This is a genomic window from Saccharothrix obliqua (assembly GCF_019375475.1).
In the GTDB taxonomy this organism is placed as follows: domain Bacteria; phylum Actinomycetota; class Actinomycetes; order Mycobacteriales; family Pseudonocardiaceae; genus Actinosynnema; species Actinosynnema obliqua.
The window spans coordinates 1,057,920-1,072,420 of record NZ_JAHXGQ010000001.1 but is presented as its reverse complement, the minus strand read 5'-3'; the positions used below and the strand labels follow the sequence as shown (position 1 = coordinate 1,072,420).

Annotated in this window: 10 protein-coding genes; 6 read left to right on the top strand and 4 right to left on the bottom strand. The window is 72.1% G+C overall.

The annotated features are described in order from the left end of the window. Positions 1 to 5 precede the first annotated feature (5 nt). Together KZQ38_RS05155 and KZQ38_RS05150 are read right to left on the bottom strand one after the other, a co-directional pair. Positions 6 to 785, bottom strand: a complete 780-nt coding sequence (locus KZQ38_RS05155; protein ID WP_219438859.1) for an enoyl-CoA hydratase/isomerase family protein — start codon at positions 783 to 785, stop codon at positions 6 to 8. Between the two features lie 39 nt (positions 786 to 824). Then, entirely contained in the window at positions 825 to 1,601 is a 777-nt protein-coding gene (locus KZQ38_RS05150; protein WP_219439410.1) for an ABC transporter ATP-binding protein, read from the bottom strand. Positions 1,602 to 1,744: 143 nt separating this feature from the next. Between KZQ38_RS05150 and glgX the strand changes: the two genes are divergently transcribed. The 4 genes from glgX (at position 1,745) to KZQ38_RS05130 (ending at position 6,440) form a co-directional block, all read left to right on the top strand. Then, positions 1,745 to 3,862: a glycogen debranching protein GlgX gene (glgX, locus tag KZQ38_RS05145; RefSeq protein ID WP_219438857.1), complete on the top strand. Its 2,118-nt coding sequence runs from the start codon at positions 1,745 to 1,747 to the stop codon at positions 3,860 to 3,862. Between the two features lie 261 nt (positions 3,863 to 4,123). Continuing rightward, positions 4,124 to 4,702, top strand: a complete 579-nt coding sequence (locus tag KZQ38_RS05140) for a cysteine dioxygenase (RefSeq protein WP_219438855.1) — start codon at positions 4,124 to 4,126, stop codon at positions 4,700 to 4,702. Next, positions 4,699 to 5,085: a rhodanese-like domain-containing protein gene (locus tag KZQ38_RS05135; RefSeq protein WP_219438853.1), complete on the top strand. Its 387-nt coding sequence runs from the start codon at positions 4,699 to 4,701 to the stop codon at positions 5,083 to 5,085. The genes KZQ38_RS05140 and KZQ38_RS05135 overlap by 4 nt, the downstream gene beginning before the upstream one ends. Before the next feature lie 110 nt (positions 5,086 to 5,195). Continuing rightward, complete coding sequence (locus KZQ38_RS05130; RefSeq protein ID WP_257900597.1) at positions 5,196 to 6,440, top strand: tetratricopeptide repeat protein; 1,245 nt, start codon at positions 5,196 to 5,198, stop codon at positions 6,438 to 6,440. Positions 6,441 to 6,562: 122 nt separating this feature from the next. On the opposite strand, the gene KZQ38_RS05125 is transcribed toward KZQ38_RS05130, so the two are convergent. Together KZQ38_RS05125 and glgP are read right to left on the bottom strand one after the other, a co-directional pair. After that, positions 6,563 to 6,901 (bottom strand): hypothetical protein, encoded by a 339-nt coding sequence (locus KZQ38_RS05125; RefSeq protein WP_219438851.1) that lies wholly within the window; start codon positions 6,899 to 6,901, stop codon positions 6,563 to 6,565. A gap of 503 nt (positions 6,902 to 7,404) precedes the next feature. Beyond that, entirely contained in the window at positions 7,405 to 9,975 is a 2,571-nt protein-coding gene (gene glgP / locus KZQ38_RS05120; RefSeq protein WP_219438849.1) for an alpha-glucan family phosphorylase, read from the bottom strand. Positions 9,976 to 10,612: 637 nt separating this feature from the next. Between glgP and KZQ38_RS05115 the strand changes: the two genes are divergently transcribed. After that, positions 10,613 to 12,592 (top strand): alpha-1,4-glucan--maltose-1-phosphate maltosyltransferase, encoded by a 1,980-nt coding sequence (locus KZQ38_RS05115; RefSeq protein WP_219438847.1) that lies wholly within the window; start codon positions 10,613 to 10,615, stop codon positions 12,590 to 12,592. Between the two features lie 92 nt (positions 12,593 to 12,684). Next, the gene (gene treS, locus KZQ38_RS05110; RefSeq protein ID WP_219438845.1) at positions 12,685 to 14,496 is read left to right on the top strand and encodes a maltose alpha-D-glucosyltransferase; all 1,812 of its coding nucleotides are present in this window, start codon (positions 12,685 to 12,687) and stop codon (positions 14,494 to 14,496) included. Positions 14,497 to 14,501 lie beyond the last annotated feature (5 nt).

Sequence of the window (14,501 nt, the reverse complement as noted above, 5' to 3'; positions counted from 1 at the left end):
CGGTCTCAGCGGCCACTGAACTTCGCCTTCCCGGGGCCGTTCTCGATGAACGACGCCATGCCGGTCTTCTGGTCCTCGGTCGCGAACAACGCGGCGAACAGCTGGCTCTCCAGCTTCAGGCCGCTGCCGAGGTCGGTGTCCAACCCGCCGTCGATGGCGGCCTTGGCCGCCGCGTACGCCCGGACCGGGCCGTTGACGAACTGACCCGCCCAGCGGCGGGCCGCCGCGAGCACGTCGTCCGGCGCGACGACCTCGTCCACCATGCCGATCCGCAGCGCCTCCTCGGCGCCGACGAACCGGCCGGTGTAGATGAGGTCCTTCGCGCGGGACGGGCCGATCAGGCGCGGCAGGCGCTGCGTGCCGCCCATGCCGGGGATGACCCCGAGCAGGACCTCCGGCTGGCCGACCTTGGCGTTGTCGCCCGCGATCCGCCGGTCCGCGCACAACGCCAGCTCGAAGCCGCCGCCCAGCGCGTAGCCGGTGATCGCCGCGACGGTGGGCTTCGGGATCTCCTCGACGGACCGCAGCGCCGACTGGAACGACCCGGCGCGGGCCGCCATCTCGGCGTAGGTCAGGTCGGCCATCTCCTTGATGTCCGCGCCGGCGGCGAACACCTTCGGGCCGCCGTGCAGGACCACCGAGTACACGTCGTCGCGGGTCGCCGCCTCCAGCGCCGCGCTCCGGATCTCCTCCTGGACCTGCCTGTTCAGCGCGTTCATCGGCGGGCGGTCCAGCCGGATGGTGCCGATGCCGTCCTCGACTTCGAGCTTCACGAACTCAGCCACAGGTCCTCCTCGACCCTCCGTCGGTAAGCGCCCCGCACGTTACCCCTGGGTAGCTTTGCGGCGCGCGAAGTACCGGTCCCCCGACTTCTGCAGCTCCAGCGGCTGGTCGAACGTCTTCGCCAGGTTCTCCTCGGTCAGCACGTCGTCGAGCAGGCCCTGCGCGACGACCGCGCCCCGGCGCAGCAGCAGGCCGTGGGTGAAGCCCGGCGGGATCTCCTCCACGTGGTGCGTGACCAGGACGGTCGCCGGCGCGTCCGGGTCCATCGCCAGCTCCGACAGCCGCGCCACCAGGTCCTCGCGCCCGCCCAGGTCCAGCCCGGCGGCGGGCTCGTCCATGAGCAGCAGCTCCGGGTCGGTCATCAGGGCACGCGCGATCAGCGTCCGCTTGCGCTCGCCCTCCGACAGCGTCCCGAAGGTGCGGTCGGCCAGGTGCCGGATGCCGAGCTGGTCGAGCAGCGCCGCCGCGCGCCCGGTGTCCAGCCGGTCGTACTCCTCGCGCCACCGGCCGAGCACGGCGTAACCCGCGCTCACCACCAGGTCGAGCACCTTCTCCTCGGCCGGGACGCGGCTGCCCAGCGCCGCCGAGCACAGCCCGATCCGGGGCCGCAGCTCGAACACGTCCGTCCGGCCCACCCGCTCGCCCAGCAGGTCCAGCTTCCCCTTGGTGGGGTGCAGCTCGGCCGCGGCGAGCCGCAGCAGCGTCGTCTTGCCCGCGCCGTTGGGCCCGAGCACCACCCAGCGCTCGTCCAGCTCCACGCCCCAGTCGACGTCCCCCACCAGCGTGGTCTTGCCCCGTCGAACCGAAACACCCTGCATGTGGATGACCAGATCTTCGTTTTCCACGCCTGTCCTCGCCCCGTCGATGCGTCGCCGCCGCCATTCTCGTGCAACGCCCGACGCGCGGGGGCGGCAGGGCCGTCGTCCCCAACGGCGGGCCCGATCCTGGGAGGATCGGGGGTATGGCAGTCGACACGTCCCTGCTCGCCGGCCGACCGTTCCCGCTGGGCGCCCACCCGGAGGCCGGTGGGGTGCGCTTCGCGGTGTCCGCCCCACCCGCCACCGCCGTCGAGGTGTGCTTGATCAGCGAAGACGGCTCGGAGGAACGCCTGGAGCTGACCGAGCGGACGTTCGGCGTCTGGCACGGCACCGTGTCCGGGATCACACCCGGCCAACGCTACGGGTACCGGGTGCACGGGCCGTACGACCCGGCGCGCGGGTTGCGCTGCAACCCGGCGAAGCTGCTGGTCGACCCGTACGCGACGAGGATCACGGGCGGGCTCACGTCGCTGGAGGCGGCGCTGGGCTACGTGGACGACCCGATGCACGGTCCGCCGTCGTCGGTCGACTCGCTGGGCAGCGTGCCGCTGTCCGTGGTGACGTCGCCGGGCGGGCCGGACACCGGCGTGAAACCGGACGTGCCGTTCGAGGAGGCCGTGGTCTACGAGCTGCACGTGCGGGGCTTCACCAAGCTGCACCCGGCGGTGCCACCGCACCTGCGCGGCACGTACCTGGGCCTCGCGCACCCGGCCGTGGTGGAGCACCTGGTGCGCCTCGGCGTGACCACCGTGGAGCTGTTGCCGGTGCACGCGTTCGTGGACGAGGCGGCGCTGATCAACGCGGGCAGGCACAACTACTGGGGCTACTCGCCGCTGAGCTACTTCGCGCCGCACCCCGGCTACGCGTCCGAACCGGGCCGGGAGGTCGAGGAGTTCCGGACCATGGTCGCCGCGCTGCACGCCGCCGGGCTGGAGGTCCTGGTCGACGTCGTGTTCAACCACACCTGCGAGGGCGGCCCGGACGGTCCGACGCTGTCCTTCCGCGGCTACGACGCGCCCGGCTACTACCTGCACATCGAGGGCGGCGGCACGCTCGACATCACCGGGTGCGGCAACACGCTGGAGTCCGGGTCGCCGCAGGTGGTGCGGCTGGTGACGGACTCGCTGCGGTACTGGACCGCGGAACTGGGCGTGGACGGGTTCCGGTTCGACCTGGCGTCCACGCTGGGCCGGCCGGGCGGCGGCGGGTTCGACCGGGCGTCGGCCATGCTCACCGCGATCACGGCGGACCCGGTGCTGTCCCGGTGCAAGCTGATCGCCGAGCCGTGGGACGCGACCGGCGACGGCTACCGGGTCGGTGACTTCGGCGTGCAGTGGGCCGAGTGGAACGGCCGGTACCGGGACACCGTGCGCGACTTCTGGCGCGGCCACACCGGCGTGCGCGACCTGGCCTACCGGCTGTCCGGCTCGTCCGACCTGTACGCCGACGACCTGCGCCGCCCGTGGCAGTCGATCAACTTCATCACCGCGCACGACGGTTTCACGCTGCGGGACCTGGTGTCGTACAACGAGAAGCACAACGAGGCCAACGGCGAGGACAACCGGGACGGCACGAACGACAACCGGTCGTGGAACTGCGGCGCCGAGGGCGAGACCACCGATCCGGAGGTGCTGGCGCTGCGGGCGCGCCAGGCGCGCAACCTGCTGGCCACGCTGCTGCTGTCGACCGGGACGCCGATGCTGACCGCGGGCGACGAGCTGTGGCGCACGCAGGGCGGCAACAACAACGCCTACTGCCTGGACGACGAGACGTCGTGGGTGCAGTGGAAGGTCGCCGACGAGGGCGAGGCGGTGCTCGCGTTCGCGCGGCGGGTGATCGGGGTGCGCGCGGCGAGCCCCGCGCTGCGCCAGCCGGAGTTCTTCGACGGGCGGACCACGCCGTCCGGCGCGCCCGACCTGGTGTGGTTCCGGCCGGACGGCGAGGAGATGGCGGAAACCGACTGGTTCGACGAGGGCCGGCGGTTCCTGGGGATGTGGATCGACGGTTCCACGTCGTTGTCGCGCACCCGTGAAGGTGAATTGGTTTCCGACGACTCGTGGTTGCTGTTGCTGCACTCCGGCGCGACCGCGATTTCCGTCACACTGCCCGACGCGGAGTACGGCGAGCGGTTCGAACCGGTGGTCGACACGACCACCGCCGACGGGTCGCCCGCCGTGCCGGAAGCACTGCTCCCCGGCACGTCGGTCGAGCTGGGACCGCGTTCGCTGTTGTTGCTGCGCGTGCCCGACGCGTCGGCGTGACCGTCGGTTTGCTCGGTTCCCGACGCAATCTTGGCTGGTGAGAGCGGGTGCGCGGGGGGCGGACCGCGTGGCACTATGCCGTCGTGGCCCGTCCGTTGCTCACTTGGCGTGACCGCACGATCGACCTCCTCCTCGTGGCGTCGTGCGGGTGTAGCCGGACGCGGCGCGGCAGCGGCACCTGACCGGCCGGTCCGGTCCCGCACTGCCCCGTCGCGTCTCGATCGCTACCCCGCACGATTTCGTAGCCATCAGGAGCGCGTTTTGACCACCGTTCTCCCGCACGCCGACCTCCACCCCGCGTTGGACGTCCCGCTGTTGCGCGACCTCATTCAGCCGACCCGTGAATTGTGGACCCCGCGGGAACTCCGCGATCTCACGTCGTTCGTGGCGAGCGAATTGACCACCCGACTGCTGTCGATCCTCGAATTCGACCCGGAACGCCGGTGGTGGGCCCGGCTCGGCCTCACCGAGGGCGTCGAGCTGTGGCTGCTGTCCTGGCTGCCCGGTCAGGGCACCGAGCCGCACGACCACGGCGGCGCGGCGGGCTCGTTCACCGTCCTCACCGGCGAGCTGGCCGAGGACTACCGTTACCCGGGCGGTCCCGTCCGGTCCGCCGCGCGGGGCGTGGGCTCCGCGATCGGGTTCGGTGCCGGCCGGGCCCACCAAGTGATCAACAAGGGCGTGGTGGGCGCGTCGAGCGTGCACGCCTACTCGCCACCGCTGGTGCCGACCCGGGAGTACCCGAGTCTGCTCGACATCCCGGCCGAGATCCCGCCGCTGCCCGCCCAGCGCCTGCCGCTGGAGCAGCTCCGGGTGCTCGCCGACCAGGAGGGGCCGTGAGCGCGGAGACGTTGTTGGCGGAGGCGCGGGCCGGCTTGCGCCGGGTCGCGCCGGAGGAGCTGGCCGGGCTCGCCGACGCCCTGGTCGTGGACATCCGACCACACCACAACCGGCTCGCCGAGGGCGAGGTGCCGGGTTCCGTGCCGGTGGAGCGGATCGTGCTGGAGTGGCGGCTCGACCCGGGCGGCGACCACCGGATCCCGGGTTTCGACGCGGGCACCACCGTGGTCGTCCTGTGCAACGAGGGGTACGCCTCCAGCCTCGCCGCACGCGACCTGCAACGGGTCGGCCTCCCGAACGCCACCGACCTGGTCGGCGGCTTCCGCGCGTACGCGGCGGCCGGCCTGCCGGTGCGCCCGGGCGCCACCCCCGCCATCACCTGACCGCTCGGCCGCTGCCCCCGGCCGGCGACTGTTCGCGGGCACGCGGATGCCCGCCGCCGGGCTCCGGCGGCGGCGGGAGTCCGGCCGCCTTCACTGCCGCGGCGCGATTCATGCGCAGGAAGTCGGGGTACGCCACGCCGCCCGGGATGACGTCCCCGTCGTGGTCCCGCGTACGCGCACGGCTCGACCCAGCCGCCGGTGCGGGGAACCGGGGCCGCGCCGCCCGCGTCAGCACGCTTGTGTGGAAGGTGCTGGCGGCGCTGGTCGTCATCGGGCTGGTCGTCCGGGAGCCGGGCGCGTGGGCGGCGAGTCTCGTCGGGGCCGCGTGCGGGCTGCTCGCCGGCATGGCGTTGTTGCAGCTCGGCCTGCTGGCGGGCGCGGCGGTGTGGCGGGTTCGGGTTTCGTCGCTCGTCATCGGCGTCGGTGGCGAGGTGCGCACCTGGAACTCGCCGCGGCGGCGGGTGGTGTTGCGGAACGTGCCGCTCATCCTGTCGGTCGGTCTCACGTCGGTGCGCGCGCCGGTGCGCCGCCGCCTGTGGCTGACCTCCCTCACCTCGGTCCTGATCACCGGGCTCGCCGTGGCGGCGACGTGGGTGCTGCTCGCGGGATCACCGCTCGGCCGGGGTGTCGCGCTCGCCTCCTCGGCCGTGCTGCTGCACGGCCTGCTGCCGCGGCGGGGCGCGGGCGGCACGTCGGCGGGCTGGTTCCTGTTCCGGCTGCCGCGCCTCACCGGCCGGGTGGTCGAGGAGTACGAGGCCACGCCGATGGTGAACGAGGTGTCCGACGCGCTCGCGGTGGGCGACCTGGACCGGGCCGAACGGGTCGCCGCCGAGCTGGTCGCCACGCACCCGACCCTGCTGGTGGCCATCGGCTCGCAGGTCGCGGTGCTCACCATGCGCACCCGCTACGCCGAGGCCCTGCACCTGGTGAGCAAGCTCGTCGGCCGCACCGACCTGGACCAGCGGGACATGGCGTTCGTGATGGCGGAAATGGCCAGTTCCACGGCCAACGCCATGGAAGCGGGCCAGTTGCCGGTGGAGGTCGGGATGGGCGCGGCGCGGCGGGCGGCGGACGGCGCCGTCCAGCTCGGTTACCCGAAGTACCGGTGCACCGGCACGTTGGCGCAGCTCGCCCTGCTGGAACAGGAACCGGACCGCGCGATCGAACTCGCCACCCAGGCGAAGCACACGAGTGAGAGCGCGCTCGGCCGGGCGGACGCGCTCGCCACCATCGCCCGCGCGCAGATGGCCGCCGGTGACAACGCGGCGGCGCGCCGCACGCTCACCGAAGCACGCGCACTGGCCGAATGGCTGCCCCGCGTCGCGGAAACCGCGGCCCGCCTTTCGATCAGCTGACCGGAAAAGGGGGCGGCACCGCACCGAGGGCGGGTGCGGTGCCGCGGTCCGTGAATTCCCGGGAAACCCGGGAGGCGGCGTGGTGCCCGGCGGCGGAGAGTCCGCCGGGTACCGCGTGCCGGTCAGCCGACCAGGTTGACCCACGGTGGCGTCACGGAGTTGCCGCTGCCGTTCCCGCCGTGGTTGCCGGGGCCGATGATGTTGCCCGCGCCGCCGTTGCTGTTGCCGTTGCCGCCGTTGTTGTTGTTGCCCACGTTGTTGCCGTTGCCGCCGATGTTGCCCGCGCCGGAGATGTTGCCGTTGCCTTCGTTCCACGTGTTGTCGGCCAGCGTCTTCACGGTCACCGCGAACAGCTGGGTGTCCAGCAGGTCCTTGTTCGGCGCGGAATCCGCGTGCGCGGGCGACCCGAGCAAACCGACCCCGAGCGCCGCGACGGCGACGAGGAACGCCTTCTTGATCATGCGTTATTCTCCCTAGGGATGCGCAACAATCCCGGCGGCCCGGCGGTATTCCCCCGCCGCGCTCTCCCGGCGGCACCGACGTTACTCACGAATGCGGGAACGCGGTGATCGGATCGCACTTCCAGGTGATCACGGAACGACGCGGAGTGCCCACCGGAAGCGTGATGGCGGAGGTGAACGGGCGGGCACAGCGGAATACCGCCGCACTGCGGGCAGCGGAGGGTGATCACCCGCGTCCAGCCGCTCCACCCCGCCGGCCCAGCACTCGTGATCACGCGTGAACGGCGTGACGTTCGGTGATCAACCCGCCGACGACGGTCCACACCGGACGGACCGGCGACAAGGGCCGGTCGAGAGTTCACCGGTTGCGCTGACGAACGGCCCCCGTTCGCTTGTCACGACCCGTGACAACGGCAGGTCGGCGAAGTGCCGCGCACCCGACGTGACGCGGCCTCCGCGCGCCCGTGGCCCGGCGGACCGGACCACGGGGGCACATCCGGTGTTTAACCGGCCAGCACGACCCGACCGAGTTCGGCCGGTGACGCGAGCAGGTCGTGGTGCGGCAGCACGCGCACCGTGTAGCCCACCGCGCCCGCGTGCGGCAGCGGCACCTCGATCTCGTAGTTGCCGTTGCCCGCGTACCGCATGGTCCGGGTGACCACGTCGTACAGCTCGTCCGAGTCGCCGACCTTGCCGAGCACGACCTGCACGTCCACCTCGGACGGTTCCAGCCCGGCCAGCTCGACCCGCGCCCGCACCTCGACCGGCGTGCCGAGCAGCGGCGCGGTGGAGCCGTTCAACGACATCTCGGATTCCAGCACGCGGACCCGCGGCCACGCCGCGCGCAACCGGTGCCGGTACGCCGCCAGCTCCTTCGCGCCGCGGAAGCCGTCACCCACCACCGAACCCGCCGACGCGGCGGCCGGTGCGTACAGGTTCTCCACGTACTCGCGCACCATGCGCGACGCCTGCACCGCCGGGCCCAGCGAGGCCAGGGTGTGCCGCACCATGGCCAGCCAGCGGGTGGGCACGCCGTTGTCGCCGCGGTCGTAGAACAGCGGCGCGACCTGGCTGCCCAGCAGGTCGTAGAGGGCCGCCGCCTCCAGGTCGTCGCGGCGGGTCGGGTCGGTGACGCCGTCCGCGGTGGGGATGGCCCAGCCGTTGCTGCCGTCGTACAGCTCGTCCCACCAGCCGTCGCGGATGGACAGGTTCAGTCCGCCGTTGAGCGCCGACTTCATGCCCGACGTGCCGCACGCCTCCAGCGGTCGCATCGGGTTGTTCAGCCACACGTCGCAGCCCCAGTACAGGTAGCGGGCCATCGACATGTCGTAGTCCGGCAGGAACACGATCCGGTGGCGCACGCCCGCGTCGTCCGCGAACCGCACGATCTGCTGGATCAACGCCTTGCCGCCGTCGTCGGCCGGGTGCGACTTGCCCGCCACCACCAGCTGCACCGGCCGCTCCGGGTGCAGCAGGAGCGCACGCAGCCGCTCCGGGTCGCGCAGCATCAGCGTGAGCCGCTTGTACGTGGGCACGCGCCGGGCGAAGCCGACGGTCAGCACGTCGGGGTCGAACACCGCGTCGGTCCACCCCAGCTCCAGGGCGGACGCGCCGCGCTGGAGCCACGACAGCCGGGTGCGGCGGCGCACCTCGTCCACCAGCTTGCGGCGCAGGTCGTTGCGCAGCTCCCACAGCCGCTGGTCGGTGACCGGCTCGAAACCGCGCAGCCCGACACCCGCGTCGTCGGACTCCCCGAGCAGGCGGCTCATCTCACCCGCCGCCCAGGTCGGGCCGTGCACGCCGTTGGTCACCGACCCGATCGGCACCTCGGTCACGTCGAAACCCGGCCACAGGCCGCGGAACATCTCCCGGCTGACCTCGCCGTGCAGCTTCGACACGCCGTTCGCCCGCTGCGCCAGCCGCAGGCCCATGTGGGCCATGTTGAACAGGCCCGGGTTCTCCTCCGCGCCCAGCGCGAGGATGCGCTGCGTGCTCACGCCCGGCAGCAGCGTCTCCGCGCCGAAGTAGTGCTGCACGAGGTCCACCGGGAACCGGTCGATGCCCGCGGGCACGGGGGTGTGCGTGGTGAACACGGTGCCCGCCCGCACCGCCGCCAGCGCCTGGTCGAAGTCGAGCCCCGCGCCGGTGACCAGCTCGCGGATGCGCTCCAGGCCGAGGAAGCCCGCGTGGCCCTCGTTGGTGTGGAACACCTCGGGGCTCGGGTGGCCGGTCAGCTCGCAGAACGTGCGCACGGCGCGCACGCCGCCCACGCCGGCCAGGATCTCCTGCCGGATGCGGTGGTCCTGGTCGCCGCCGTACAGGCGGTCCGTGACGCCGCGCAGGTCCTCGTCGTTCTCCTCGACGTCGGAGTCGAGCAGCAGCAGCGGGATGCGGCCGACCTGCGCCTTCCAGACCTTCGCGCGCAGCACGCGGTCGCCGGGCATGGCCACGTGCACCAGGATCGGCGCGCCGGACGGCTCGGTCAGCAGCTCCAGCGGCAGGCCGCGCGGGTCGAGCACCGGGTAGTGCTCGATCTGCCAGCCGTCCAGGGACAACGCCTGGCGGAAGTAGCCGGACCGGTAGAGCAGGCCCACGGCGATCAGCGGCACGCCGAGGTCGGACGCGGCCTTGAGGTGGTCGCCCGCCAGCACGCCCAGGCCGCCCGAGTAGTTCGGCAGGGCCTCGGTGACGCCGAACTCCATGGAGAAGTAGGCGACGGCCGTCGGCAGCGGGCTCAGCGCGTGGTCGCCGCGCTCGCGCCGCTGCCGCACCTCGTCCTGGCGGCGCTGGAACCAGCGCGGGCCGCTGGTGTAGCGGGTGAGGTCGTCGGCGAGGGCGCGGGTGTGGGCGAGGAACTGCTCGTCGCGCGCCAACGCCTCCAGCCGCTCCGGCGCGACCGTGGACAGCAGCCGCAGCGGGTCGGCGTCCCGCGACCAGAGCGCGGGTTCGATGGAGGCGAACAGGTCCTGGGTCGGCTGGTGCCACGTCCAGCGCAGGTTCGTGGCGAGCGTGCCCAGTGCGGACAGCGGCTCTGGCAGGCTGGCCCGGACGGTGAACCGGCGGAGTGCTCGCATGGCGTCGGACCTTATCCCCCATCCAGCGGTGCGGAGCAACGGTCACCCGAATCAACGCCGGGACCGATCCGGCTCGACCTGCGCGGACCGCGCCCGGGTGTTCCTTCGTACCCAGTCGGCGGGTCCCACCGCAACGCACCGCTGCGGCCCCGGGCGGAATCGACCCCGGGGCGGCGGTGCGCCGCCGCACCCCGACAGCGGTGGATCGTCCCGGGCGGCCGGCCCGCGGTGCACCACCGCGGGCCGCGCCCCGACCGGTGCACGGGTCGATCACCCTCGACGTGGTGTCGGCACGCACGCTCCTCTGTGGTCCGCCGGGACCGGTCGGTGTTGTTGATCCCCCGTTCACACCGCCGTTCCCGCCGCGCCCGCACCGCGAAAAGCGCCTCGCCCAGCATGGTCCACGCCCGCGCGGCGGCACCAGGTGATCATCACCCGGCGGGACGCCGCAACGCTCGCCCGTACGTGTGACAACCACTCCGGGGACTGGGAATCCGGTTCCTGATGGCGGGACTTGGTGTGCGAACCATCCGTACGGGGTAGGAACAGCGAGTACGGAGTCCCCGGTGACGCGATGTGCGACCGCTGCGGGCAAACTTGACCGTGCAAGCGTCACACCAGGAGAGGGGCGCTGCCGATGAGCGGACGACTCGGGATCGACGACGTCTCCCCGACCGTGAGCTGCGGCCGGTACCCGGCCAAGGCCGTGGTCGGCGAGCACGTCCCCGTCCAGGCGACGGTGTGGCGCGAGGGCCACGACGCCGTCGCCGCCACCGTCACGTGGCGGGGGCCGGGCGACCGGGTCGCGAGACAGACGCGGATGTCGCCGGTCGGCGTCGGGCTGGACCGCTGGACCGCCACGATCGTGCCGGACGGCGAGGGCGCCTGGACCTTCCGCGTGGACGCCTGGTCCGACCCGTGGGCCACGTGGCAGCACGCCGTGGAGGTGAAGATCGCCGCCGGCCAGGGCCCGGAGGACCTGCACAACGACCTGGAGACGGGCGCGCGCCTGCTGGACCGCGTGGCCCGCCGCCCGGACCGCAGGCGGGACAAGCCGCTGCTGGTGAACGCCGCCGCCGCGTTGCGCGACGAGGACCGCCCGCTGGCCGAGCGGGTCGCGCCGGCGCTGGCGCCGGAGGTCCGCCAGGTGATGCACGACCACCCGGTGCGCGACCTGATCACCAAGGGCCGGTCGCAGCAGCTCTGGGTGGACCGCCGGCGCGCCGCGTTCGGCTCCTGGTACGAGTTCTTCCCGCGCTCCACGGGCGGGGTGGACGAGACGGGTGTGCCGGTGCACGGCACGTTCGCCACGGCCGCCCGCGAACTGGACCGGGTCGCCGCGATGGGCTTCGACGTCGCCTACCTGCCGCCGATCCACCCGATCGGCCGGGTGAACCGCAAGGGCCCCAACAACACCCTCACCGCGACCGAGGACGACCCCGGCTCGACGTGGGCGATCGGCGCGGACGAGGGCGGCCACGACGCCGTGCACCCGCGGCTGGGCACCATCGAGGACTTCGACGCGTTCGTCGCCAGGGCGCACGAGTTGGGTCTGGAGGTGGCGCTGGACCTGGCCCTCCAGTGCGCGCCGGACCACCCGTGGGTGCTCAAGCACCCCGAGTGGTTCACCACCCGACCGGACGGCAGCATCGCGTACGCGGAGAACCCGCCGAAGAAGTACCAGGACATCTACCCGGTCAACTTCGACAACGACCCCCAGGGCATCTACAACGAGGTGCTGCGCGTCGTGCTGCACTGGGTCGACCACGGGGTGCGCATCTTCCGGGTCGACAACCCGCACACCAAGCCGCCGGACTTCTGGCAGTGGCTGATCCGCACCGTGAAGGACGCCCACCCGGACGTGCTGTTCCTGTCCGAGGCGTTCACCCGCCCGGCCCGGCTCTACGGGCTGGCGAAGCTCGGCTTCACGCAGAGCTACACGTACTTCACCTGGCGAACCACGAAGGAGGAGCTGACCGAGTTCGGGGTGGAGCTGGTCGAGCACTGGGACGAGGCCCGGCCGAACCTGTTCGTCAACACCCCGGACATCCTGCACGCGTCGTTGCAGCACGGCGGGCCGGGCATGTTCGCGCTGCGCGCCGCGCTCGCCGCCACCCTGTCCCCCACGTGGGGCGTGTACTCGGGGTACGAGCTGTTCGAGCACCAGGCGGTCCGCGAGGGCAGCGAGGAGTACCTGGACTCGGAGAAGTACCAGCTCCGCCCCCGCGACTACCGGCAGGCCCTCGCGGAGGGCCGCTCGCTGGAGCCGTGGCTGCGCAGGCTCAACGCCATCCGCCGCGCGCACCCCGCGTTGCAGCAGATGCGGACGCTGCGCTTCCACCACGTCGAGAACCCCGCGCTGATCGCCTACTCCAAACAGGACCCGGGCAGCGGCGACACCGTGGTCGTGGTGGTGAACCTGGACCCGCACGGCGCGCAGGACGGCACGCTGTGGCTCGACCTGCCCTCGCTCGGCTTCGACTGGCCGGAACGCCTGATCGCGCACGACGAGGTGACCGGCGAGACCTGGGACTGGGGCCAGGCCAACTACGTCCGCCTGGAGCCGTGGCGCGCGTCGGCGCACGTGGTGAGCGTGCAGCGCAGGTTCGGCAGCTAACACAGCGAAAACTCTCGACGCGCAGTCCCCGCGCACCGCGGCGCGAGGGACGGTCGACCGTACCCCCGACGAGGTGGGACGAGGTGGAGCAGATGGCAGAAGACCCGCGACCCGACGCCGCGCTGACCGGACTGGAGGGCGTGCCGCACACCGGCGAGGCCATCGGCGCGGACGGCCTGCTGGTCGAGCCGCAGGCGGAGGACTTCCGGTCGGCGAAGCTGGCGCCGCGCGAACCCGGCTGGTTCAAGGGCGCGGTGTTCTACGAGGTGCTGGTGCGCGCGTTCAGCGACTCGAACGGCGACGGCACCGGCGACCTGCGGGGCCTCGCGTCCCGGTTGGACTACCTGGAGTGGCTCGGCGTCGACTGCCTGTGGCTGCCGCCGTTCTACGCGTCGCCGCTGCGTGACGGCGGGTACGACATCTCCGACTTCCGGGCGGTGCTGCCCGAGTTCGGCTCGGTCGAGGACTTCGTCTACCTGCTGGACGAGGCGCACCGGCGGGGCATCCGGGTCATCACGGACCTGGTGCTCAACCACACCAGCGACGCGCACCCGTGGTTCCAGCAGTCCCGCGCCGAGCCCGACGGGCCGTACGGCGACTTCTACGTCTGGAGCGACGACGACCAGCGGTACGCCGACGCCCGCATCATCTTCGTGGACACCGAGTCCTCGAACTGGACCTACGACCCGGTGCGGGGCCAGTTCTACTGGCACCGCTTCTTCTCGCACCAGCCGGACCTGAACTTCGAGAACCCGGACGTGCAGGAGGCCATGCTGGACACCCTGCGGTTCTGGCTCGACCTCGGCATCGACGGGTTCCGGCTGGACGCCGTGCCCTACCTGTTCGAGCAGGAGGGCACCAACTGCGAGAACCTGCCGCGCACCCACGACTTCCTCAAGCGCTGCCGCAAGGTCGTCGACGACGAGTACCCCGGCCGCGTCCTGCTCGCCGAGGCCAACCAGTGGCCCAGCGACGTCGTCGAATACTTCGGCAACCCCGAGGTCGGCGGCGACGAGTGCCACATGGCGTTCCACTTCCCGCTCATGCCGCGCATCTTCATGTCGGTGCGCCGCGAGTCGCGGTTCCCGATCTCGGAGATCCTGGCCCAGACCCCGCAGATCCCCGACGGCTGCCAGTGGGGCATCTTCCTGCGCAACCACGACGAGCTGACGCTCGAAATGGTCACCGACGAAGAACGCGACTACATGTACGCCGAGTACGCCAAAGACCCCCGCATGAAGGCGAACATCGGCATCAGACGACGCCTGGCACCGCTCCTGGAGAACGACCGCAACCAGCAGGAGCTGTTCACCGCCATGCTGCTGTCGCTGCCCGGCTCGCCCGTCCTCTACTACGGCGACGAGATCGGCATGGGCGACAACATCTGGCTGGGCGACCGGGACGCCGTCCGCACCCCGATGCAGTGGACCCCGGACCGCAACGCGGGCTTCTCCTCCTGCGACCCCGGCCGCATCTACCTGCCGGTGATCATGGACCCGGTGTACGGCTACCAGGGCCTGAACGTGGAGGCGCAGCTCAACAACCAGTCGTCGCTGCTGAACTGGACCCGGCGGATGATCGAGGTGCGCAAGCAGCACCACGCGTTCGCCGACGGCGACTTCGCCGACCTGGGCGGCTCGAACCCGAGCGTGCTCGCCTACCGGCGGCGGTGGCGGCGGCCCGACGGGCACGAGGACATCGTGCTGTGCGTGAACAACCTGTCCCGGTTCCCGCAACCCGTCGAGCTGGACCTGACCGAGCACCGCGGCGCGCGGCCGGTCGAGCTGACCGGCGGGGTGCGGTTCCCCACCGTGGGCGAGCTGCCGTACCTGCTGACGCTGCCGGGCCACGGTTTCTACTGGTTCCAGCTGGTCGAGTCGGGCGACGAGGGCGAGACGAGGTGAGCGCG